Source organism: Magnetospirillum molischianum DSM 120, assembly GCF_000294655.1.
Taxonomy (GTDB): domain Bacteria; phylum Pseudomonadota; class Alphaproteobacteria; order Rhodospirillales; family Magnetospirillaceae; genus Phaeospirillum; species Phaeospirillum molischianum.
Genome location: NZ_CAHP01000060.1, coordinates 53,277 through 76,296, shown reverse-complemented (window position 1 = coordinate 76,296; position 23,020 = coordinate 53,277). Strand labels below are relative to the sequence as shown.

Sequence of the window (23,020 nt, the reverse complement as noted above, 5' to 3'; positions counted from 1 at the left end):
TCGATTACTCCGACAAAAAGATGCGACCGTCGCGCTCGACGGCTGCATTCAGATGAATGAAAAGCTGAATGATCGCGTCGGCCCGCGCCTGAGCACCCGCGAGATCGACACCGCACCGGGACTGTAATGCCGCGATCAGATCACCGCGGGCGAAGTTGCCGGCGAACAACATGTCGAGTGCGACATGCCAGTGCCCCAACGAACTGCCGAGCGAGAACGGGTTAGTCCGCAAACGCAGTGCAGCCTCAATGTCGATCCTGGCCAGCAGCACGGGCTTGACGAATGCGACGGTCCTGACCGACAACCCCGTCATGTTGATCGCAGGCATCGGTTTGTCGTCGGCCTTCTTCAGCGTCTCGCGCTTCGCCGACGCCGGGCTCGCGGAAGCCGACGAGGTGGACGGCGTAACCGCTCTCTTGGGCTTCTTGATTGTCGGCGACAAATTGTCGAGCCCAAGCTCCTTCTCCAACCGGCGTCGGGTCGCTTCCGCAATTGAACCGCAATCGGCAAGATAGGGGCACCCGCTGCACTCGGGGGATGCCGGATGGTGCGCAACCGCCGAACCGAAACAGGCCAGCGCCAGATCGGGTGCGTCCTTATGAGGGTTCCAGCTCATGCCGCCCTCCGCACAACCCGCGCCAGTTCGCCATAAACTTTCGTGCGCTCGCTGAGGCTCAATCCCATCACCCGCGCCACAAAGGCGCTAGTGACACTCTTGGGAACCGGGCTCGGCTCGATACCACGCCGACGAGCAAATTCGGCCCTCGCCCTCAGAGCAACCAGCTCGCGGATCACCGCGTCGGGTGGTGAGTCCAACAGCTCAACGAACCTGCGGGTCAACGGCGACAAATCGTTCAAGATTCTCTCGCGGTGCTGGGCCTCTTCGAGCGCCTCCTCGGCATTAACCGCGTTCTCGTCGGCGAACTGCTCGTGCAAACCCTCCTCGTCTCCATCCTCGCCCCAACTCTGGCTATCGAGGGATAGCCCGACATGGGAAACTTCGCCCTTGGCCATGCGATTGACGTTGTTCCAGCAGGCGCGCACCAGGAACGTCGAGAACGCCACGCCCTTGTTTGGATCGAACGATCGTGCCGCCCGAACAAAGGTCAGGCTCATTTCCTGAAACACGTCGTCAAAGGTCGTGCTGCATCCGGCGGCGACCAGTCTCCTGTGCGCCTTGAAAGCGCACAGGCTGATCAGACGCTTGTAGTCCTCGAAGCGGGGAGGGGGCTGAACGTCCATCGCCCCTCTCCTAGCCGAAGACGCGCTGGGCGAACCCGTCCACGACCGCCTGGTCCACACGGGTAAGCCGATTGGTGAACGCGAGCTGGATACCGTCGCGGAAGCTGCCGAGACGGATCGCGAGCCGGGCGGCGTTGATCAGGGCGCGCGGCGAAATCGTGTTGCTCACCCGCTGGCCCTCGTAAGCCTTGCGAACTTCAGCAGCGAAATCGACCAGCTTTTCGGCGTCCTCTTTCGCGATCTCGGCCTGCCCCTGAAGGATCAGAGACTCCTGGCTCTTGGGCATATACCGGACCTCCTCGACGATGCCGAAGCGCTCGAAATTGGATGCGTCACCCAGGATCGTGGACTGATAGAGCCCCGTCTCGTCGCCGGCGCCGTTAGAGTTCCCGGTCGCCACGAAGCGGAAATTCGGATGCGGCCGAACGATGCGCCATTCCGGGGGCGCTTCCTTGATCACCAGCGGCTTGCCCTCGAGGACCGGCTGGTAAACCGACAGCACGCCGGGCAGGGCGCGGTCATATTCATCAGCCAGGTAGGTCAGACCGTAGCGCATCGCCACCGACAGCGGGCCGGGCTCGAAATAGGTCGAGCCCTCTTTTGCGAGGATCTGCCCCACGATGTGAGCCTCTTCGGTATTGATGGTGTGCTGGACGCGCAGCATCGGTCGCTTGGTCCGAGCGTGAACCTGCTCCCACATGGTGGACTTGCCGGTGCCCGCATGACCCCAGAGGTAGGTCGGAATGCTCAGTTCGAGGCCCAGCAGGCAGCGCTTCAGCAGGTCAATGTTGAAGACGTAATTGGAGTCGGCATCGGGAACGAAATCCTCGAAGCCTTCGAACGCGGCAATGGTCGTGATTATCACCGGATCGCCCTTGCCGTTCATAGCCGCCTTAACCTTGCCCAGCCCGAACACCTCGTGCATTGGCCGACGCTCGGATCGAAACCCGCCAGTGACGACGCTCGCCGCAGTGACGACGCTCGCCGGTGCCGACTCTTCGGCAGTCTTGTTCTTGGCTTCCTGAGCGGCGCGCAGTTTCGTAGCGGCGAATTCGGAAACAAGCGGAGCATCAGGATACTGCTCGCGATAATCCTTAACTGACACCTCGGGGTGCTTCTCCTTGAGGTGAATTTGAATGACGTGAACCTGCTCACCGCAAATCTGGCAGGTGATTTTCTCGCTCATGTCGTCTATCTCCGTTCCGTTTCGCGCTTATTACGCTTGTCATGGGGACACTATACGCACCCCTTTCCGGTCAAGCAATAGTCAGCGCTGACTTACCGGAAGGGGGGTGCGTATTGCCGTCACATGGGGGCGAGAATGCTCTTGAGCTGCGCCATGATCTCGCCCGGAAGTTGATCCAACCGATTGAGAACGACATGTTTCGGATAGAAATGTCTCACACTGTCGTCCTCGATGCCGATCCCAATGCACTCTACGCCCCGAACTTCGGCGTTTTTCACAGCCCGCTTCAGATGCTCATAGAGCGCCCGCATGTCGCCGTTGCACGCGGGGTTGCCATCGGAGAGCACGATCAGCACCCGGCGCTCGGCCCGCTGCGACAACAACCGGCGCGTGGCGATCTCGACGCATTCGCCGTCGATGTTGTTCTGGAGAAGACCGCGGGTCTTCGGTGCCGCCGCGAGACGAGCCTTGACCTGCGGAGTCAGCCGCTCATGAACCTCCTTGAAGATCGGCATGTAAAGAGCCTCCCACCGGGTGAAGCGGAAGCCGACGCGCTGCTGTTCGGCAAAGATCATTTCCGGGGTCAAGCCGGGGATTTCGCCGCCGAGCCCCTTGGTGGTGAAGCCGAGAATTTCGTGCTTAACGCCAATCCGCTCTAAAACCGAAGAGAGTGCATAGGCTGCGGTGCAGGCTGTCTCAATCGGCGAACCCGTCATCGAACCGGAGCAGTCGATCAGCAGTGTTACGGCCGTCTCCTTCGAGCGATGCTCCTCCTTCTTGTAGAAGACGCGGGCGTCGTTTGCGGCCAGGCGATGAAGTGACGCGCCGTGAACGCGCCCCTTCCGCTGCCCGGCGGATTTGATGACCTTGCTCTGGGCGGCCATCATGCGCTCCAAATCCTTCTGCATGACACCAACCATCGACCTGGTGCGATCGTCCATTTTCACGACCTTGCGCATGTCGAAATCCTCGGGAACCTCGAACAGGTCTACGATGTCGAAGTCCTTGGTGAACAGCCTGTATTCGGCTGACCGCATGGCGTCGGCGGCGTCACCGCTGATCTTTTCGCCGACGCTTTTGTCAAAGTCGATCGTCCGACTGAGGAAGTCCTCGGGCAAATCCTCGAAGCCACCGCAGCCAGGGGCGGTCTCTCCGTCGCTCAGCTCACCGTCTTCCTCGCCATCACCTGGCCCGCCCGATCCACCATCTCCGTCTCCTTCCGCGTCATCCTCGTCCAGATCGGCGTCTGCGACGGGCTCGGGATCGGCGTCGTCACCGCCGGCAGGTTCGGTGCTTCCTGCGGCACCTGTGGGTTCGGGGTCAGCATCTCCTTCGTCATCCGCGACACCATCGCTCTCATCGGCAGCGGCGTCGCCAGAAGTGTCATCATTGCCGGCCGGCTCGTCGTTGCCAGCATCAATATCTTCCGGCTCACTTTCGGACTCACTGTCGCACGTCTCCTGTTCGGTCGAGCCATGACCGTCGCCTTCGTCACCCTCTCCCGCCTGCGGTTCTTCCGGCGGGGTCGGTTCTTCCTTGTTTTTGGGAATGGACGGGGTCTTTTCGCCCTTGGTCGAGGATTTCGGCTTCGGCGGGTAGATCGCCGCTTCGATCGCGAGCGCCAGATCGAGAGCTTCCTTGGAGGACTGAACCAGCGGAACGCGATCCTTCAGCGTTCCGATCCTGGCCACGATCTTCTCGACCAGTTCCCACTTACCTTCCATAAAGTCGATGAAGACCTGCTGCCCGGCCCAGGCGCGCATCATTGGAACCATCAACGATCCGAGGATGGCCTCCTGGTCCTTATTCATCATCGCCTGCTTGAACAGAGGTCGATTGACCTCTTCCGAAAAGAAGTGCCCCATAACGGCCAGATTGTAACCCGAGCCAGGAAACTTCTCGGTCATCTTGCGTTCGACGAAGGTGTCCTCGACGATGTTGTGGAGAATGGCGATCCGAGTCCCCAGGCGATGCGCCTCGCCGATCACCATGAAGTCGGAGAACAGCAGGTGAGCAACCTCATGGTCGAGGAAGCCCTCGATTGCGGAGATCAGATCCTCGCTGGCAGTGTCGGGAACGAAGGGCAGGTTCACCCGCTTCGGGCGGCCCGTGCGGGGGTCAGACTCGACATAGGCTTCGGTTCCTCGCTGGGTCACGATAATGCCCCGGTCAGAGAGCATCTGTGTCAACCGAACAACCTTCTCTCGAAGGATCATCACGTCGTTGTTCATCTTGTTTCATCCGAAAGTCAGCGTTGAATGATGTATTCTTATAAAACAACACGAGCAGCCCCTATAGCGGCAACTGCTCGTGTCATTCATAGATGAATGAAGATCGGCTTATGAAACGAGGCGATCCGCCAAGCTGGCGAAATCGCCCATGCTGGTGGAAACGAGGATCAGCTTCCCATGTTCGGGATGCAACCCGGAGTGAACGCACAGGCCCCCGCTAACAAGCTTCCTCACCTCGAGCAGCTCGTCGAACAACTGGCAAAACCGCGCCTCGCTGATCGCCAAAGGCGCGGGGGGAGTGAAATCAGCGGCAGCGGCATGGGTGATGTTAGTCATTCTTCTCTCCGACACTTCCTTCAAAATCAGTTCCCTAGTGCATCCTTCGCATAAGCGATGCACCCTGTCAAGTCAGCGCTGATTATAACTCGTGAGCTTTTCAGAACAGCGGATAATCGCTCTCTGCCAGTAAGCTCTATATCGGTCAACACGCGCGTTACGGACCATAACCGAGTTTCATAAACGCTTCCGAAATGTTGCAATTAGGCATTGGTTCACACCCTCACTTCCGACTGAGACATATGCTTAAATCGCTCTTGACCGGCCGGTGATTGGTCAACGCTGAATTGACTTGTTGTCATAGGTGTCCTGTGTTACGACTCATTTCGCCAACGTAGAAATCAATCATCGTTGATACACTTATCTCATGAGCACAAGCGTTGCTCGAAGGCATTGCGTAACGGAATGAGGGGGTCTCATGCGTGTTGTCGGACACAAGAAAAATCACGAGGATGATAATGCAAGGGATAGGCAAGTGATGGCTGACAATCAGGCTCGCAATCACAGTCTCCCGAGCGTTCAGGATTACTTGACCAAGCAGATCGAGCTGAGCGGCGCGCCGCAGCGTCAGATCGCTAAGGACGCCGGCTTCTCCAGCCCGCAGATGCTCAGCATGATCAAGAAGGGCGATGCGCGGCTTCCGATGGATAAGATCGAACCGCTCGCGATCGTTCTTGGTGTCGATCCTGCTCGCTTCATGCAGATTTGGTTCAACGACTACCACCCGTTCTATCTTCGTCTGATAGAGCGTTCGCTGGGTGCGACCATGACCGACAACGAACGTGAGATCCTCAGCTTCATTCGCGAGGCTTCAGGCAATACCGATCCTCGTCTGAATGAAGACGTGAAGCACGACTTGACAAAGGCGTTTCGTCGTGCCGACCAACCCTGATTGGTTTTCGACGGCCCAATAGAAAAACCGCTGGAGCTTCTGCCCAGCGGTTTTTCTTTGTCCGATTGAACCTGGCACTCAAGCCCCGATGCAAAGCATCGACCTGTAGTGTCGTCGCAAGCCAATCCCTTTTGGCCGTGCGGCGGAGATGAAGGCGCCGTCTCACCGACTGGCGATGGTTTCAATAAACCATCGCCAGTCGGTGCTTGCGCACATGATAAATCAATGGCACCATCAACCCCAGACGGAACCCCCAAAGCTAAGCAATGGTGTGAGCGCGAATGGGAGAATTCGCAAATGGCCCAGGCCAAAATCCTCACGGACAACGAGCTGCTCACAGTGTTGCTGGCGTGCGAGAGCACCAGATGGCCCGAGCGTAATCGCCTCATGGTGCTGCTGAGCTTCAAGGCCGGACTTCGCGCCCAAGAGATTGCCCGCTTGCGGCGCTGGCACATCCAGACGCCCGGCGGCGATATCGACACCCACATTCACCTTGACAAGACGGTGATCAAGGGCGGTCTGAAGTCCAAGGGCGCCTCTCGCCCACGCACCGTCCCGATCTCCGACGAGCTGCGGCAGACCATCATTGACTATTACCGGGTTGCGCCCGGCAGCTACCAGGACCCGCTGGTGCGCAGCGAGCGGGCCGATATCACGGCTGTCGATCACGGAGCCGAAATACCCGAGCCGATGCTGTCTCGGTCGATCGTGCGCCTCTTCCAGCAGCTCTTCCGCCGCGCCGGTCTGATCGGCTGCCGATCACACTCGGGCCGACGCACCTTCGGCACCAAGACAGCTCGGGCCATCACCAGAGCTGGCGGGTCGCTGAAGGACGTGCAGGAGATGCTGGGCCACTCCAACTTGGCCACGACCCAGCGCTACATTGAAGGCGACGAGGAAGCCAAGATGAAGGTGGTCAATCTGATCTGACACGGAACATCGGGTGCACCGTCGCGTCCCCAGGCACGGAACATCGGATGCAGTTCGCGCATTAACACGCTCGGAACATCGGGTGCATATACGACTCGACTCCATGCTCAACCTGTGCGAGGAGTCGGAACATCGGGTGCAGGCGCGGAACATCGGATGCAACATGACTGACCAAGTTGATCTGTTTCTCGACAGTCTGATGAATGCACCCATCAAAGATGAGCGGGCGACGATGGAGTTTCCGTTCTTCTGCCTGACCAAAAAGCCTCGCACCACGCCGATGGTCTACAACGACGGCAAGGTGAAGATCGAAATCAAACCGGGCTCTGCTGGCATCGCCACGATCTGGGACAAGGACATCCTGATTTACGCAGCCTCGATCATCAACGAGCGCATCGAGCGCGGGATGCCAGCAGAGCGCCGGATCGTGGTGCCAGCTTACGATATTCTCAAGGTATGCCAGCGCGGAACCGGAAAGCGCTCCTACGAGCTGCTACTGGACGCCCTGGAGCGACTGCGTGCCACCACCATTCTCACCAATCTAACGTCCGCCGAGGAGCGTGAGCGCCGTGGATTTGGCTGGATCGACAATTTTCGGGTCGTAGAGCGCCTCGACAAAAATAGCAAGCCAATCATGGCCGGCGTCGAAATCTGGCTGAATGAATGGATGTTTCGAGCCGTCGTCAAAGAGCGTCGAGTGCTGTCCATCGACCGAGCTTACTTCAAACTGACCATGGGCCTGGAGCGACGGCTCTACGAACTGGCGCGAAAGCACTGCGGTTATCAACCGCGATGGGACATTGGCATGGCTCGGCTGCGTGAAAAATGCGGCGCAGAAGGTCCATTGCGGAACTTCAAAGTTGATCTGAAGACCATCATTGAGCGCGACAGCCTGCCAGGCTACCGAATGCACCTGATGTTCGATGCCACTTCAGACATGATAAAGGGCCTCAAGGCCGACGGCTACGACATTCCACCCCGCTACGGCGGAAACGACCGGATCGTAGTGCGCTTCATGCGGAAGAACGAAGCGGAGGTGCTCACACCCCAGGCTGTGGATATGTGAATGGGCTCGGAACATCGGATGCAGAGGCTCAGAACATCGGATGCAGTGGGGTATCGGAACATCGGATGCAGAGGCTCGGAACATCGGATGCAAATACGTCAAATTCCGCTTTTCCCCCAAGAGCTTGCGCACCCCTTAACTCTTCTAACACCCATTTAATCTAACCCCTTAACGCCCCTCCCACGCGCTTCTGGACGTGAAAATGGGGCGCCCCTTGTAGAGAGCGCCCCACGCAATTAAGCAGCTTCCAGCTCAATCCCAGCCCCGGGACCGTCGGCCACCGGCTTGTCGAGACGCCGACGAACGAACCGAGGATGACGCAAACTGCCGTCAGGCGTCGTTTCGTGATATTCGACCTCGACCAGTGTCCCCAACAACAGCGGCTCGCCAACGCAGCCCCAAGCTTCAGCCGCCTTCAGATCGTGCTGATAGAGACGCCAGAACTCCTTCCGCTCCTCGTCCGAATAACCACCGCCGACCCGAACTTCAACGCCCTCGAAATCGCACAGCAGGCCGCCAAGCATCCCCTGATACTTGCCTTCGCCCTCATAGGCGCCTTTGACCACCAGATCCACCGTCTCTTCGGCCTTGATCTTGAGCCACGAATAGGAGCGCTTGCGCTCATAGATACCATCGAGCGGTTTCACGATGATGCCTTCCTTGCCCCGGGCACGGACGCGCTCATAGAGCGCCATCAACTCCTCCTCGGAACCGCACAGATAAGACGGCATATGCTGGATCTTGGCGCCGACGGGGACGCGCTTGATCAGCTCGGCGACAAGACGATGCCGAACCTTGTAATCACCCAGGTCTGGATTACTCTGATCGTCGCCATCGAAGAGACTCATCGGCACCACGTCGAAGACCAACATCGACGCGCCCTCGGCGACACCATCTTTTTTCCGCAGCGCAGAACTGGTCTCGGCAAAGCTGTCGTTCGAGACCACCTCACTCTCGACCACCACACGAAGACCATCCAGAGTAGCGTTCGTGTGTCGAACATAGCGCGTGTCAATGTCGGACGCAAAATGACCACTCTGCCAGTCTGCGCAGAGCTTCTTGACCGCTTCCAAGAGTGGAGCCTTCAAGTGATCCATCGTGGTATAGGGCTTGCCCGACCGCGAAAAGAAGCCGACTTTCTCATCGTAGATCGTGCCATCAGCGCCGGTGCGACCAATCTGAACAAAGCCCAGAACGCGGAAGCCGTCCTCCTTGATGTCGGCCCGCACCGGCCATCTCTTGATCCGTTTCGCCTGGAACTTGTGAGCCAACATGCAAGCGAAGTTGGGCACTAAACCGGGGATCACGCCGTTGATGGTTTTTTCGCTAATGCCACAACGTAAATCCTTCAGCAGAATGCGCTCAAACAGAGTGGCATTGTCGCCGTCGAGCAGAGTCAGCCAGTCCGAAACCAGCTTCTCAGCCTTCGCACCCCGAACGCCGCCCGCCAGGGCGTCAAAAACCGCCCAAATCGGCCCCTCATCGCCGATGAACTTCTGACCTTCACCGCGTTTGGCGACCTTCGGCAGCTTCTTGAGACCGTAGGTGCGGAATGGATCGTAGGCATAGGTCAGCACCCGACGTAACAGCGGGTCGCGAGCGTGCTTCGCGAGGATCGCCTCCTTGTCGTTACGGGAGGCGGTGGCGGCGATCTGTTCAAGGATCGCGATGATGTCGTTTCCGATCACGGTCTATCTCCGTTGTTGTTCAGGCGGCCTCGGCCGGCTTCTTCATGCGCTTGGCCATTTCGAGCAGGCTCATCTTGGGAGCACTACCCGCCGGGGCCTCTGCCGGCTTCGTGGGCTCGCTGACGCCCATTTTCGGGGCGCTGGTGGGCTTTTCCTTCTTCTGGGGCACCGAGGGGGCGACGGCGAGCCGAACGGGCTCCTGAGCTGCCTGAGCGGGCTGAACGGGCTTTTCCGTCTTGCACTCGCGCTCGATCGCCTTGTTCAACGCGTCGGCGTAGCTGCCAACCTTCAGCGCCTCCTCCTTTTCGGCCAGCGGTGCCGACGCAGCGGGCTTTTCAACGCGCCGCTGACCCATGTTGACCCGCCCCCGACCACCGGCCGCCTTCGGCCGCTCTTCGCTCCGTGCGTCGGCCGGAACCACGCCAGCATTGATCTCCGCGATCAACAACTTGTCCTCTTCCGTGAGGCCCGGGGCGTGGAAGCAATCAACAATCAAGATTGACTTGATGCGATCAACAATAACCTTCGGCAGCGTCTTCACGGGAGCGTTTGGGTCGGCCTCGTAGAAAACCTCTTCGCCCCGCTCACCCTCATAGGCGAGCATGTGCATCGTTGGATCTTTCGAGGCCCGCATCATGGTGTGGATCAATGCCGGGCCAACGCATTGCCCCTTCATGTGCTGCTCATAGAGCGCCATGTCGTCGGCATAGCTGCGTTCAACCCCGAGCACCGGGCAGGTGTAGCGGTAGTGGTTCTCGGCGTGACGCTTGAACGGTCTGAGCTGCATAACTGCCTCCTACCAGGTTCCCCAGTTGCGATTGATGACGGCGGTGGACTCGCCCGGAGCCCTCTTCGGCACCACTGACTCTTCGACGAAATCCTCATTGAATTCGTCAGACGGCTCGGGGCCAGTTCCCACCAAATAGGTGATCAGGCTGCGATCGAGCTTCGTCTGATAGCGACCCAGGGCCGCAAGCATACCGGCCGAAGTAAGTTCCGACTTAGTATTGTCAGCCTCGACGAAATAACCGCCCGCGCCAGTCTTCTCGTTGAACTTGCTGTTGAAAAACTGAAGGATCTTTACGATCGAACCCTTTTCAACCTGGATCTGACCCCACTTTCCGTCACCATTCCATCGAGCAACGGCGATACCCTGCCCGTCGTTTCTCTGAACGAGAACAAGATGATACTCTTTCGTCCCGCTCCGGTATTTCATATCGACCGTGCGAACGCTGTATGTGAACTCGCTCATGCGTCCCTCGTGCTTCGTTCCGTTCAATCGTTATATCTGACACGCTGACGGCGGATCAATAGTCAACGCTGACTTGCCGCTCTTTCACCGATAAGGGTTCTTGAGACGCAGCTTGACCATGTTCGCCGGGGTCAGTTCGATACGACGCATGTAAGCTTTAATCACCTCGGCCGGCGGCACCTCGTTGGGATCGCGCCCCTTCGGCAGCAGAGCGACGAACGAACGAACGCCTACCTTTCTGATCTGCTCGCCAGCCTTGACCGCATCCTCCAAAGCAGCCACTTCGCCGTCCCACATGGTGGTCCACTCGACCAAACCCCTGGTCTTCAGCTCGATCACGGCCCCGAGTTGGTCATCCCCACTTGGGCTGTTAGCCTCCAGACGGCCAGATAGGTGCTTGCCGAAGGTTCCGATCGGCACCACATCGCGCAGGCCAGGCTCCATGTCGAACGCCTTCTTGATGGCAATCGTGTCGAAAGCGCCCTCACCGGCACACACGGCTTTGGCGCCCACCGCGTTGTGCGCGTTGTAGAGATAGCGCCCCGTCGCTGGCAGTTGCTTCGGAAACAGATAGCGCAGATCGGCGGCGCCGGTGATGTCACGACCCTGGAACGTGACCAGGTTGCCGGCCATATTGAACACCGGGACGATCACCCGGCCGCCAAAGTGCTGACCCTTCCGCTTACCCTCGGAGTCGGTGTAGTTGAACCAAGCGTCATGACAGTAGCGAAGATGAAAATAGGCCGCCAATTCGGTGGTCACGCCGCGATCTTCGAGATACTGGAGGTTCTGACCATCCTCGGTCGGCAGCGGAATGCTGTGAGGCAGCTCCCAGCCAGCATCCATCTCTACCGCTCTGGCGACCTTCCTGGCCGGGCGCCAGCCCATCTCTCGCGCCACGTCGATAATGTGGGCTCGAACGACTGCCGCAGGCGGATTGCCCAGGTGCGCCTTGATGAAGGAATATTTGTTGAAGGTCGCACCACAGGACCCGTGGAAACAGTTCCCCAGGCCCGTCTCGGCGCCAATATAGACCTTCCAGGCATCACCGCCGCAGACGGGGCAAGTTCGCAGATTGAGCTGCGGCCCAGACGAACCCATCCCCGCCCGATATTCGATGGCTTCGCGATCGAGGTAATATTCCATGTCGATGGCTTCAAGCAGCTCTTGGGATTTCTCACGACTCATTCCGTCTTCTCCTTGGAGCGGAAATAGCGTGCCTCGGGACCACAGCGATCGCGATCCCACCAACTCGGCAATCGGCGTTGCCGATAAGCGCTCAGCAAGCCGGCGACGCGCCAGACGCCTGTTACCTGGTCCTTCCATCCACTCGACTTGCGAGCGCAGCGAATACCGATGAACACGACGCCGACACCGACAGCCCTAATCTCTTGATACGACAGGGCGCAATCCAAGCATGTCCTCATGACGCCCTCGTGTCATGAGACTCGATCACCGCCACGATGGCGCGCAAAAGACTGATGTTGTCAGTTTTCGTTACGCAATCAATGATTTTCGGTCTGTTGGCCTTTATCCACTCAAGCTCCTCGATCTGCGCACGAGTGTAGAGTTGGCGCCGCCCATAGGGCGGCTCGTTGTAGGTCAGATCGCTCTTGCTGACCCTGATCTCCCGCCGATAACGCTCGACAATCCAGCTCACCCGCGTCTCGCCGACGACGGTGAATTTTTCGATACGATCCTCCGGGCGCGTGCGATAGGGGTCGTGACGATACAGGGTGTCGCCAATTTTGACGCTCATGTTCCCTCCGATCCGTGAATTAGCGAACTAGCGAACTGTGCCCCAGCACACCCCGGCGTGTCGCGCGGCGTTAGGCCGCCTTATTCCAGGGCTTGAAAGTCTGCACCTGCTCGGGAGTCGGCAAGGTGCCGGGGCCGTCGAAACGCCAAGCCCGATCGTCGATATAGAGAACCGCCGGCGGCTTTTCGGTGGGCCACTTCAGGGCGGCAAACTGACGAGCGCCGTAGCCGGCCGCCTGCATGTGCTCGTAAAGCCATTCCTGCATCGCCTCGTAACCGACCTCGTGCTTGCTGCGCGACGAGTAGATCGCCACCGAGAAGTGCTCGGACATCTGAACCAGCCATTCAATGACGCCGGGCACCGGCCCATCGGAGATCACCGCGGGGCCGGACCACGGGCTGGTGTAGGCATGAATTACGCCGTCGAAATCCACGCAAATGGTCTGCTTGCCCATCAGGCAACCTCCTCGAACAGTTCGCATTCCAGACCATTGATGTTTTCCAGCTTGGCCCAGAAGCGAACGCGACCGGCTATCGGCCCGCCTTTCGACTTACTGCGCAGTCGCATATCGGGGCAGTCGAAAACCGTGAAGGTCATGCTGTCGAAATTGTCCTGGCCCTGACGAATATAGATCCGATCCACCGTCAGGATGGTCCCCACCGGCAGCGTCACGTCCTGACTCAACTCGGTTCGATGCCAATGGTCATACGACGTGGTAGACTCAGGCCAGATCAGCTCAAGCCGCTTGATGAGCGCGTAATTGCGATGCTCGTTGAAAAGAGGAAAGGTCCAGTCTGCGGTGAGCCGCAGTCTGGTCCCCAGCGGGGGCACGAACAACTTCATCGTCACTCCTTTCCAAGAACCTTGGTGATGAACTTCATCTTCTCCCGATCCTGCTTGATGCGCAGGGTGAACCCGTCAGCCTGATTGCGGCTTGCAGCGAAAAACAGGCGAGCCTCGCCAATCGACTTCTCCTCGTCGGTCGCGTTGATCGAAATCACCACGTCGGCGATGCGGATCTTGTTGAAGTCCTCGGCCACGTCGGTCATTTTCGCCACCGACTTGCCCGCGCCCTCGCGATTGGTCTGGGTTGCGGTCAACATGGCCGCATCCTCCTCGCCGGCAATGGCTCGCAGATCCACGTAGATGGTGCGGAAATTCTCGATCGGGCTGTCCGAGCGAATTTCAGGCGCCATAATGTCGGCATAGTCCACGATGATCAGATCGAACCGAATATCCTGCGAGCGATAGCGCGCAAGCAACCGGCGCAGGTCTGACGGCTTCATGGTGCCAGTCGGGAACTCGTGGATCTTGAAGATGCCCTTTTTGGGCTTCTTTGCCTTGATCGCCGCTTCCACGTCGTTCGGACGCATCTTCAGATCGCGCACGGCGATGTCGGCCAAATTGGCGTCGAGACGGTCCTCGATGATCTTTGCAGACACTTCCAGGGTGGCGTAAAGCACATTGTAGCCAGCCAGACAGGCGGCCTGACCAAAGTCGCACAGCGACATCGACTTGCCCGCCTTGGCCGCGCCCATCATCAGGCTCAGCTCCTTGCGCCCCCAGCCACCGTGCGCAAGCTCCTTGTCCAAATCGGGAATGCCAGTGGTGATCGCCCGAGTCGCCGCGGCGCCAGACAGCAGGTCACGACGATGCTGGGTTCGCGCTTCGATGTTCTCGAAATAATCCACGCCGCCAAGGTCGGCGCTGGCGCCGACCTGAATGGCCTGCTCAACCAGCTTCCTGATCGCCTGGAAGTCGCGCTTTTCGATCAGATCGACCGACTTGATGATCGCCTGCTCCATCGCCTGATGCTGGGCGAAGACCGCAACCTGATCGACCACATAGTCGCGATCCGAAATATCGGCGCGCCCTACCTGCGGTAGAGTCTCCTTGATCAGATCAAGAACATCGCTGCGGATCAGTTTCGCCGCGCGACGATCCCTGATGATATTCGTCAGCGTCACCACATCCGGGCAGCGCTTATATTTCCCGTAATATTCGAGTGCGATGTTCACCAGCGTCGCGACGCCGGCGTTGGTGAAGTATTCGGGTTTGACCAGCCCGTCCGTCCGCTGATTGAACAGCGGATCGCGCAACACCATACCGGCGATCTTGATCTGAAAGGCGTCATTGAACTCGTAGGTTCTCGCCTCCTCTTCCTCCTCTGCCGGCGATGGAGGAACGAGTGCCAGGGCCGGTTTTGACATGCCTACGCCCCCACGAAGGGAGCAAAACCAACCAGGGCGGACTTAAAGAAGACCACTTGTGCGTCACCCTCGCCATACTTCACCTTCAAGGTGAACTGGTCAGCTTCGAGCAGAGTGCCGATTACGATGGTGTCGTCGGAAAAAATCAGCTTAATCCGCTTCCCCTTCAGATCCTTCAGGTCAAGCTGGTGGCTCCAGACGGGAGCGCGGAAGGGCCTGCGCGGCTTGTCGCCCTTCTGAGAAAGGGTAAGCGTGGGGCGCTGGGTCATGATCTATCTCCGTTCGCTCGGTTCGCGTCGTTTCGTCTAGTATAGTCAACGCTGACTTAATTGGAAGAGGCAATTTCACGAGCGATCTCGATCTTTCTATCCCCGAAAACAGCGACGGCGCGCTCGGGAAGTAGCATCGGCTCCTTAAAACATATCGTGGACAGAATGAACTCGGGCCGGGCGCGCCTCTTGGCCTGAGAGATCAGCCATTCCTGATGAGCGTCCTGGTTCCGATGTCCGACATAATTGACGAGCAGATACCAGGGATCGCTCGCCATCTGGAGCTTGGCTTCGGTCCACTCGTCCCAAGCCAGTGAGACGTTAGCCAGCCGATCGGGGTCGTAGAGATGACACGGTCGCGGAACCTGGTTCCAGCAGCCGTCGAGCGCCAGATCCATCTGGCGATTGACGAAGAAGTCGTAAGGCAGTCCCATCAGGTCGGCGGTTTGACGAGCCTTCCAGACGCCAGTGAAACCACCCGGCTCCAGCTTGAACACGTTCTCGTCAGCGAGCCCACGCGCCCTTTCTGCCGCTTCGTGGTCAATGTATTTCCGCCATGCGCGCTTGACGCCCAGAGTGTAGCAATGAGCGAACAGGAAGGTGGCCTGAACCGGGTGCATACGTCGATAGTCGAACCACTTCGAGCGCATCAGTTCAGCCTCGGCCAGGAACATCTTTTCCGTGACCAGCGGGCGGCTCTTTGTGACTTTGACCTTCTCATCCTCGCCCTCGATCGCCTTCTTGGTCGCTGGACCAGACGGGCTGACCTTGCGCAGAGCCATCTTCTCCATCGCCGCGAACGTAAAGTCGCAGCCGTAGAACGGGCCAAAAAGCCGACGAGTTGTCGTTGCGTCCATCTGATCTCTCCATTCCGTCCCCGAAGGGATGCCCCGATATAGCGCGCTCGGGGACGGGGCGCGGGCGGCAATCAGGCCGCCTTGCGATAAGCCTTCACGATTTCCCGACAGAACCCTGAGCGCACGATGTCGTCCTCCGTGAACTCATAGGCGCCAACACCCTTGATGTGCCGCAAGCGCCGAATGGCGTCCTCAAGCCCGCTCGGACCTTCGATGTCCATCTGATCGAGATCGCCTTCGATGATGACCTTGACTGGCTCGCCGATGCGGGTCAGGAACAGCTTCATCTGACTGGGTGTGGCATTCTGGGCCTCGTCGAAGATCACCCAGGCGTCCTTGAAGGTGTGCCCGCGCATGAACGGCAGTGGCAGTGCCACGATCTTGCCCGCCTGAATTTCATAATCCACCCGGGACTGACCCAGCCGCTCGTTCAGGACCTCGCGAACGGGAGCGAAATAGGGTGCGAACTTCTCATCCAGCTCACCAGGCAAATAGCCCATTGACTCCTCGGCTGCCTCGACGGCCGGGCGAGTGAAGATCAACTTGCGCGTCTCCCCGGCCCTGAACGCTTCGGCCGCGGCGCCGACGCTGCAATAGGTCTTGCCAGTGCCCGCCGGGCCAAGACCGAAGGCGATCGTGTTCACGTCAATGGTAGAGAGATAATGACCCTGGGCCTCGTTCATGGCTCCAAAGGGCTTCTTGGACGCCCTGACGGGCGGTGCCGGCATGTCTTCGAAAGACAGGGGCGGCAGGCCCCTCCCATTCTTTCCTCTGGGTGCGGCCTGACGCTGCTTCATTTCTTTTCCCCGGTCGTTGAGCGAGGGCTTTTGCCCCATCGCCTATTGTAACTCAACGCTGACTTTATCGTGTAGCCAAAATCTATCTCTTCCCGCCGTCCCACAGGGATTTCGCCATCCCAACAATGCCGCCGGGGCCGCCGCCCCCCTTCTCCTGAGACCTGGCGGTGATCTGCACGCCGAGAACGGCCAGCGCCATCGTCCAGGCCAGCGCCATCGCGCTGATCAGGTTACTCACCCCGTCCAACAGGATCTTGGCGTCAGCCGCCTTTCCCATCAGCGTGGCAGCCGTTGCGCCGGCCACAGAGCCCACAATAGCCAGAGCCTCCACACCCCAGGCGCCGGCTGTCACAAAGCCCCAGGTGGGTCGCCAGCGGCGCTGCCAGGGATCGGTCGAGTTCCCCTCGGCGCGCATGGTGTCGTTGATCACCTGGAGGCGTTCAGTCTCGGCCTTATAGAGTTCAACTTCGACCTGAGCCAAGCCGAGCTGAAGCTGCACGACCAGTTCAGGCTTCTGCTTCAGCACCGACAGAGCGTCCTCGGGCCGTTCGACGCCCGTCACCTGCTTAGCGACATCGACGACCTTCTGGGCCACCTCGCCAGCCTCGTCGCCGGCGATCCAGCTCACCAACCTCGGTGCGAACTCGGAAGCCAAGGAGATGGCGAGCGGGATCAGTGGGAACATGGCAATCTCCTAGACCTTGAAGCTGTTGGCGCGCTTGATCCAGCCAGCGAGAAACTCAATCTGGCCGGGGTCGCTCTTGGCAATGGCATTGAAGCGAGCGATGCGGGCTGCCACCACGCCGTTGACCAGACCCCGGCGATCGGCAGCGTCGGCAAGAGTTGCTGCGGTCTGGGTTTTCGGACCAACCCCGCCGTCCTCGGCCAGGGGACCATAGCCAAGGGCGTTTAGAGCCCTCTGGAGCACGATGCCGGCGCCGCCGGGGCCGAAATTCACCGCCATGTCGAACATCTGCTCCTGCACGCTCTCAGGCAGCTTGTCGAAATGCGGAGCCGTGAAGAAATCCTCGACGAACAGTTCGATGGCCCGGGGCGGTGTAACCAGCAGAATGTCCTTCTCGTCCACCACGCCGTCATGGTTCAGATCCATGACGAGCCCCTTGCCGCGAGCGTAGCGTAGCGACACCCCGAAATTGGTGATGCCGCCGCGATCGTTCCTGTTCTTGCTCAGGCCGCCCTCGCGAACCACGATTTCAGTGGCCATTTGCCTGATCCTGTCCATCACACCAGCCCCAGCTTCTTGAGAAGAACACCAATGAACAGCGAGATGATGGCAAGCCCGCCACTCCAGTAGGCGATCTTGTTCTCGACTTTGGTGATGCGCTCGGTCAGCTCGCTCTTCGCCCTGCTGACTTTCTCCTGCACTGCCTCATGGGTGGTGATGTCGGCCTGATTGTGCTCGTGCAGCTTCCGGCTGAATTCGTTCATTCGCTCGTCCTGGCGATCCATTCGCTCGTCCTGGCGATCCATTCGCTCGGTGTGCGAAGCCAGGAACGCCTGAAGCGAGGTCATCTGGCCCTTCAGCTCTCCCAGGCCGATCAGAACAGCGCTGGCAGTGTTCTGCTGCGGGTCGGACACTGCGGTCTCCTCTCAAATGAGTGAACGGGCCGCGAGCACCGCCGCGGCCCGTTCATTATCTCACGCTAAAAGCGATCATTCAACGCTGACTTTACGCCTTATCGTCAGAGCAAATCCCTACTAAAATCTTGCCCGTCATGGAGAATATCGCCGTGGCCAGAACAGAAAGATGATAGTGGTAATGATTGCGACAGGTCGTTTCCCAAGCAACTCCCGTCTGATGCATACAGCCGCCTTTGCAAAGCTGCACTACAGGACAACGAACACAACTCTCGCGCGCCATAAAGTGATAGCTGGTATTCAAGCGCACCGCGTCGAGATTGTTTACGTGGCCAATTCGCATTGAGGGATCAATCTCGTTCTGACAAGTTAAAACATTGCCAGCAAGATCAACCGCCAACACGTCATCCCGGTCCAAACCGCAGCGCTGACCCCACGCATTCATTTCCGGGTGCTCCGAAAAGGCTCTCAGGGCACCGATATATTCGAGGTTGTAGGTTCCAGCCTTGAGAGCGCCCCCTTCGATGGCATCTTTCAGCAGCGTCAAATAAATATCCTCGTAATTTTCCTTCGACGATGGGGAAACCGAAAAAGAACCGTCGTCCTCAGTCTGAACAACACCCTCCGTCGAGAACCCAAAATCTTCACGACCAAGAGCTTCAGCGATGTGATCGTGAATTCTCGACAGGGAGCAATTCTCCCTGGTCAAAACACAATTGAAGCCAACCTTCTCCTTGCCACGACGATCAAGAAGCTGACAAATCAGCTCCACAATGGAGGAGTCCTTTAAGGGATCAACTCCTCGAAGATAATGGCCAGGTCCATCATGGCTGATCATCAAATTGATGTCGTTTTCGCACACAAAGTTCACGCGCTCCTGGGTCAGAAGCGACCCATTCGTCACCATGCTCAGGGCGATATGCGGGTAGCGTCGCCGCAGCGCGGGAACCATCTTTTTCAAAACGCTCCAATAAACGAATGGCTCACCGCCCCACAGGCTCATGCGAAGACCAGAACCTAGATCATCGCTCCCGCCCGAGCACCACTTGGACATCCCCTCGACGAACGCCTCGGGATCACCCGTGCTTGCGCCATCATGCGTCTGAGACCTCTGATTGCAATAGGTGCAATTGAAGTTGCAAGAAAAGCCAAGCAGCAGCTTGATATATGAAAGATCGCGACTCTTTCGTCCGGGAGCCGTCGGAGAAATAACCCTTGCAGGCTTCGATCCACAACTTCCGAAGGTCGGAAGAGAAGCGTCAATCTTTGGCTCGATCAGAACGCCAAATTGATCAAGCAAACGCATGTTGGCGCTGTCGAAACGGAAAACTTCATCTTTTCCACCCCGATCCCGAAGCGTTACCTCGTGAAAAATCGGCTCCATCGCTACCCCTCGATCACCTTCAGAGACCGCTTGTCGGTTCCAGAAAAAAGCTTGAACCCCACCTTTACATCCAGAACGTCACCGGGACTCGTGTAAGCGCCAAACCATCGAACAGTCCCGCGCCCGCTCTTGATCTGAGGTCTCGAGCACGACAAAACGCCTCCAGTCGCCGACACTTCGGCCGTTGCGTCCAGTTCAACAGGCTTATCGGCAAAATCGACCAATTTGAGCGAGAGATCGACAAAGCCATTACTCGGCAGCGCGTCAGGGAAATTTTCAAATACCAGCTTAGGGGAAACTCGCTCCCTCACCTCGTCGCCAGAAGACGCCTCTTCGTCAATCGGAAAGCTGCCGACAACTTTGCTTCGATCTGCGGCGAAAACAATATACGACCAGCGACTCACGGGCGCCGTTGCCGTCGGCACAAGAACAGAGACAACCGGGGTAAAGCACGAAATCGTTGACGTGGTTTCCACCGCGCTCGTGCGAAAGGGCCAGGATCTCTCATAAAGATTAAACGGCGTCGCTCCGTTCATAACGCAATCCGAGGTGATCATCCACGAGGCACGGTCAGACCAACCGCGAAGATTTCGCCAATCTTCGTAATGAAAATCCCTTGCGGCAACACGGTTTAATTTTCCACCTTCATCAGGAAGATGAAGCTCGACCCGGATACCGTCATCCAGATTTGAAACGGCAACGTGAAAACCGTTGGACGCTGAATTTTTGCAGAAAAAAATCATCTCAGCCTCCGCAATTGCAAAGGCAGTTGCAATTAATCCCAAGACTCAAATTGTTCCCCGAAATACCACCGGAAACAGACAAGCTTGTTGGTTGTCCGCACCATCCCTCAGGATTGGAGATGGAAACAGTCTGAACTGCGGTGTAATTAATGTCTTTGAACAAGGCTCCTAGATCCGCCCCAGTGCTAATTTTGAAACCAGTCGAAGCAGACGATGCCCCGGTTGACTTGAAAACCGTTCCATTGAGCTGACCAGTCATGGTGTCGCCTGATTTGGCGACGCGACTCGACAGATCCACCGGGATCACGGAAGCAGGCAGTTTTCCATCAGCCTGCACCGCAGGCACGTTTCCGACGGCTGTCCCCGTGTTGCAGGTGGCGGCACTGCCCAGACCGGAAACATTGGCGACGGGAACGACGCCTACGCTCAGCACGCCATTATTGACATGCCATTTCCAAGCGGAGCCTGTCCAAAAACCGTGAGAGTCCCCACCCACGAGGAAATACATTCCCGTGCCGGAAAAATTGATCCCAGCCCAACCGCCATTCACGCCGCCGATAGTCACCGCCCCCCAATTTACAGCGGCAGTGATTTGCTGAAGCGGCGCCGGCAAGCGCGCAGAAGCCACCGTGCCGGCGGTGATAGCGCCGCCATCGTGATTGTGCACAAGAGCGGCGTAGGTCGAATTGTGATTGTGCGCAAGAGCGGCGTAATAGGTGTCGGCCGTCTCCTTAGAAAGATAGGTTTTCGAAATGTCAGCGATCAGCACCCAGGTCGGCGTCGCGTCTTTGAGCTGCCAGAGCTGCCAGGTGTCGGTGCGCAGGCACAGCATACCGACCTGAAGATTGATCGTCGGGAACGCGGTGCCGCTGAAGCACGACATAATCGACTTGTCGTTGTTTAGCAGCAGGGGCCTGGAGGCCGTCAGTGTCATGGTGTCGGTGATCTCGGTATAGCTCTGCATGGCCCACCTTTAAACTCAGCGTTGACTTTATTATAGCCTCGCGAGGAGGTCAAGACAAACCCGTCAATAGCCGTGAGCGGCCCAGGAGACCCGCCCAGGCGTCAGCGTCCCGGCGCTTGTCATCAGCTTGACCTTGAAGTAGCCGATCCCGATCTCGGTAATTCTGGGGACGGCGAATTCGGTGATCCCAGCCGTAGGGTCGCCGGCGATCCCCGCCTTCAGCGATACTGTGACCTCGGGCAGCGCATTAAACACCCGATTGAACGGAATGGTGGTTTCGACGGCATTCAGCCACAGTTCGCCGCGATCGAACACGTCGGGCAGATCAACCGTTGTTCTCAGCGTCGTGATCCGCGGCCGATCGCTCGACTCGGTGCGCAGAACGTGCCGCACCAATGCCTTCTGGAAGGTGTAGTCGCCAGCGACGAACGTGTTGAAGCTCTGGTAGCCAGGCGGGGCCAGACGATCCAGCAAATCGTCGAAGTCATCCACTGAGATGTCAGCCGCGTTGGTCATCTTCACGTCGGACAGAACTGCGTTTGCGTTTCGCACCAGACGATCGTAGATCCGCCAAACCTCGCTGAAGCGAAGGCTTGCCGTCTTCCTGACAGCCTCCGACACGCTGAAGGTGCGCTGAAACTCACGCTGAAACACCGACGCTCGCGTCGCCAAATCGGCAATTGCCAGCGCTTCGGCCTTCGACAGGGCGGCGCTCTTGCCAACACCCTCGCCCACCTCGATCGTCTCGTGGATCGGCTTGTAGACGCCGCTGGAGCGCGCGTCTGTGACGCCTAAATTCTCCAGCAGCGCCCTATAGAACGTCTTCAGTGACCTGAATGCCTCAGCGACAGTCAGGGTCTCGTTTTTTACCAGACCGGCTATCTTGGTAACCTTTGTGTCGGAGACGCCAAAACTCTCGGTTACGGGATGACTCCAGGTCTTCCCAGGTGTCTCCGAGATGGTAATTGACTCAATCACCTTCACGATGAAGGCAATAATGTCGGTGTAGGTTTCGGCGAACCCGAGTGTTTCCAGATTGACCTTCGAGAAGCTCTTGGCCGGCGCCTGATCAACGACGCGAAAAGCCTCCCGAATGGGCCGGGTGACGCCGCGAGAGCCGAGTTCGGCCAGTGCCAATGTCTCGTCGAAGACGCGGGAATAGACCCGCAGCATGGCGATAGAGTCCGCCACCCGGATCATCTCGATCGGGTTCACGCCGATGCTTTTCCAGTAGCTAACGACCACGCCGAAGGTTTCGACGAACGGCTTCAGCGGCGTCTTAGCGGCAATCTCGGCGACAGCAAGAACCTGCGAGATCGCAAGTCCAAAAGCCTTCGCCACCGCAGAGGCCGTGGTGAAGGCTTCGCTGAACTTGCGATCGAAGGCGGTCAGCCGATTTAAAGCATCGACGACCGAAAGCGAGCGATAGAATGGCTTCGTGACGCCACGGGAACCAAGCTCCGCAATAGCGAACGCTTGCGTCTCGGTCACGCTGCTGTTCCACGCCGCTGCTTCGGCCCAGGTCTTGGTCGAACTCCGCAGATCATTGTAGTCGAAATCTGCGGAGGACCAAGTATAGCTGGCGCCGAGCGTCTTTTCGGTCGTCGTCATGTCT

General features: G+C 58.4%; 27 protein-coding genes. 3 read left to right on the top strand and 24 right to left on the bottom strand.

Annotated features, from left to right (window positions below; translation table 11 throughout):
• Positions 1-4 precede the first annotated feature (4 nt).
• The 5 genes from PHAMO_RS17905 to PHAMO_RS17885 all read right to left on the bottom strand — a co-directional run bounded on the left by PHAMO_RS17905 (position 5) and on the right by PHAMO_RS17885 (position 4,995).
• Positions 5-616, bottom strand: coding sequence for a hypothetical protein (locus PHAMO_RS17905; RefSeq protein WP_002731412.1), 612 nt, complete (start codon positions 614-616; stop codon positions 5-7).
• Positions 613-1,242, bottom strand: a complete 630-nt coding sequence (locus tag PHAMO_RS17900; RefSeq protein ID WP_002731411.1) for a sigma factor — start codon at positions 1,240-1,242, stop codon at positions 613-615. The genes PHAMO_RS17905 and PHAMO_RS17900 overlap by 4 nt, the downstream gene beginning before the upstream one ends.
• A gap of 10 nt (positions 1,243-1,252) precedes the next feature.
• The gene (locus PHAMO_RS17895) at positions 1,253-2,428 is read right to left on the bottom strand and encodes an AAA family ATPase (protein ID WP_002731410.1); all 1,176 of its coding nucleotides are present in this window, start codon (positions 2,426-2,428) and stop codon (positions 1,253-1,255) included.
• A 119-nt stretch (positions 2,429-2,547) separates the two neighbouring features.
• On the bottom strand, positions 2,548-4,659 hold the full coding sequence (locus PHAMO_RS17890) for a cobaltochelatase CobT-related protein (protein WP_002731409.1): 2,112 nt from the start codon (positions 4,657-4,659) through the stop codon (positions 2,548-2,550).
• 108 nt (positions 4,660-4,767) lie between these two features.
• Positions 4,768-4,995 carry a hypothetical protein gene (locus tag PHAMO_RS17885; RefSeq protein ID WP_002731408.1) on the bottom strand — a complete coding sequence of 76 codons (228 nt, stop codon included), beginning with the start codon at positions 4,993-4,995 and terminating at the stop codon, positions 4,768-4,770.
• 478 nt (positions 4,996-5,473) lie between these two features.
• Here PHAMO_RS17885 and PHAMO_RS17880 point away from each other — a divergent pair, with 478 nt between their 5' ends.
• The 3 genes from PHAMO_RS17880 to PHAMO_RS17870 all read left to right on the top strand — a co-directional run bounded on the left by PHAMO_RS17880 (position 5,474) and on the right by PHAMO_RS17870 (position 7,883).
• Positions 5,474-5,887: a helix-turn-helix domain-containing protein gene (locus PHAMO_RS17880; protein ID WP_051002477.1), complete on the top strand. Its 414-nt coding sequence runs from the start codon at positions 5,474-5,476 to the stop codon at positions 5,885-5,887.
• Positions 5,888-6,184: 297 nt separating this feature from the next.
• Positions 6,185-6,817, top strand: a complete 633-nt coding sequence (locus PHAMO_RS17875) for a tyrosine-type recombinase/integrase (RefSeq protein ID WP_002731406.1) — start codon at positions 6,185-6,187, stop codon at positions 6,815-6,817.
• Between the two features lie 163 nt (positions 6,818-6,980).
• Positions 6,981-7,883, top strand: coding sequence for a replication initiator protein A (locus PHAMO_RS17870; protein ID WP_162136981.1), 903 nt, complete (start codon positions 6,981-6,983; stop codon positions 7,881-7,883).
• Positions 7,884-8,119: 236 nt separating this feature from the next.
• Here PHAMO_RS17870 and PHAMO_RS17865 read toward each other — a convergent pair whose 3' ends face one another.
• The 19 genes from PHAMO_RS17865 to PHAMO_RS17780 form a co-directional block, all read right to left on the bottom strand.
• The gene (locus tag PHAMO_RS17865) at positions 8,120-9,571 is read right to left on the bottom strand and encodes an ATP-dependent DNA ligase (RefSeq protein ID WP_002731404.1); all 1,452 of its coding nucleotides are present in this window, start codon (positions 9,569-9,571) and stop codon (positions 8,120-8,122) included.
• Between the two features lie 19 nt (positions 9,572-9,590).
• Positions 9,591-10,358, bottom strand: a complete 768-nt coding sequence (locus tag PHAMO_RS17860) for a hypothetical protein (RefSeq protein WP_002731403.1) — start codon at positions 10,356-10,358, stop codon at positions 9,591-9,593.
• Positions 10,359-10,367: 9 nt separating this feature from the next.
• Entirely contained in the window at positions 10,368-10,823 is a 456-nt protein-coding gene (locus PHAMO_RS17855; RefSeq protein WP_002731402.1) for a hypothetical protein, read from the bottom strand.
• A gap of 84 nt (positions 10,824-10,907) precedes the next feature.
• Positions 10,908-12,011 (bottom strand): hypothetical protein, encoded by a 1,104-nt coding sequence (locus PHAMO_RS17850; protein ID WP_002731401.1) that lies wholly within the window; start codon positions 12,009-12,011, stop codon positions 10,908-10,910.
• Positions 12,008-12,250: a hypothetical protein gene (locus PHAMO_RS19655; protein ID WP_155801878.1), complete on the bottom strand. Its 243-nt coding sequence runs from the start codon at positions 12,248-12,250 to the stop codon at positions 12,008-12,010. The genes PHAMO_RS17850 and PHAMO_RS19655 overlap by 4 nt, the downstream gene beginning before the upstream one ends.
• A complete protein-coding gene (locus PHAMO_RS17845; RefSeq protein ID WP_002731400.1) occupies positions 12,247-12,582 on the bottom strand; it encodes a hypothetical protein in 336 nt (111 codons plus the stop codon). The genes PHAMO_RS19655 and PHAMO_RS17845 overlap by 4 nt, the downstream gene beginning before the upstream one ends.
• Positions 12,583-12,652: 70 nt before the next feature.
• Positions 12,653-13,036 (bottom strand): hypothetical protein, encoded by a 384-nt coding sequence (locus PHAMO_RS17840; RefSeq protein WP_002731399.1) that lies wholly within the window; start codon positions 13,034-13,036, stop codon positions 12,653-12,655.
• Positions 13,036-13,425: a hypothetical protein gene (locus tag PHAMO_RS17835; RefSeq protein ID WP_002731398.1), complete on the bottom strand. Its 390-nt coding sequence runs from the start codon at positions 13,423-13,425 to the stop codon at positions 13,036-13,038. Before PHAMO_RS17835 ends, PHAMO_RS17840 begins: the two co-directional genes overlap by 1 nt.
• 2 nt (positions 13,426-13,427) lie before the next feature.
• The gene (locus PHAMO_RS17830; protein ID WP_002731397.1) at positions 13,428-14,792 is read right to left on the bottom strand and encodes a DnaB-like helicase C-terminal domain-containing protein; all 1,365 of its coding nucleotides are present in this window, start codon (positions 14,790-14,792) and stop codon (positions 13,428-13,430) included.
• A gap of 2 nt (positions 14,793-14,794) precedes the next feature.
• Positions 14,795-15,061 (bottom strand): LSm family protein, encoded by a 267-nt coding sequence (locus tag PHAMO_RS17825; protein ID WP_002731396.1) that lies wholly within the window; start codon positions 15,059-15,061, stop codon positions 14,795-14,797.
• A gap of 56 nt (positions 15,062-15,117) precedes the next feature.
• Positions 15,118-15,918: a hypothetical protein gene (locus PHAMO_RS17820; protein ID WP_002731394.1), complete on the bottom strand. Its 801-nt coding sequence runs from the start codon at positions 15,916-15,918 to the stop codon at positions 15,118-15,120.
• 71 nt (positions 15,919-15,989) lie between these two features.
• Entirely contained in the window at positions 15,990-16,715 is a 726-nt protein-coding gene (locus PHAMO_RS17815; protein WP_162136980.1) for a PhoH family protein, read from the bottom strand.
• 82 nt (positions 16,716-16,797) lie between these two features.
• Positions 16,798-17,343 carry a 3TM-type holin gene (locus PHAMO_RS17810; protein ID WP_162136979.1) on the bottom strand — a complete coding sequence of 182 codons (546 nt, stop codon included), beginning with the start codon at positions 17,341-17,343 and terminating at the stop codon, positions 16,798-16,800.
• A gap of 66 nt (positions 17,344-17,409) precedes the next feature.
• Positions 17,410-17,940 (bottom strand): glycoside hydrolase family 108 protein, encoded by a 531-nt coding sequence (locus tag PHAMO_RS17805; protein ID WP_002731388.1) that lies wholly within the window; start codon positions 17,938-17,940, stop codon positions 17,410-17,412.
• A 17-nt stretch (positions 17,941-17,957) separates the two neighbouring features.
• Positions 17,958-18,314, bottom strand: coding sequence for a hypothetical protein (locus PHAMO_RS17800; RefSeq protein WP_002731387.1), 357 nt, complete (start codon positions 18,312-18,314; stop codon positions 17,958-17,960).
• A 91-nt stretch (positions 18,315-18,405) separates the two neighbouring features.
• Positions 18,406-19,698, bottom strand: a complete 1,293-nt coding sequence (locus PHAMO_RS17795) for a radical SAM/SPASM domain-containing protein (RefSeq protein WP_002731386.1) — start codon at positions 19,696-19,698, stop codon at positions 18,406-18,408.
• A 2-nt stretch (positions 19,699-19,700) separates the two neighbouring features.
• Entirely contained in the window at positions 19,701-20,441 is a 741-nt protein-coding gene (locus PHAMO_RS17790) for a hypothetical protein (RefSeq protein WP_002731385.1), read from the bottom strand.
• Between the two features lies 1 nt (position 20,442).
• A complete protein-coding gene (locus tag PHAMO_RS17785) occupies positions 20,443-21,405 on the bottom strand; it encodes a hypothetical protein (RefSeq protein ID WP_002731384.1) in 963 nt (320 codons plus the stop codon).
• A 63-nt stretch (positions 21,406-21,468) separates the two neighbouring features.
• Positions 21,469-23,016 carry a hypothetical protein gene (locus PHAMO_RS17780; RefSeq protein ID WP_002731383.1) on the bottom strand — a complete coding sequence of 516 codons (1,548 nt, stop codon included), beginning with the start codon at positions 23,014-23,016 and terminating at the stop codon, positions 21,469-21,471.
• Between the last annotated feature and the right edge of the window lie 4 nt (positions 23,017-23,020).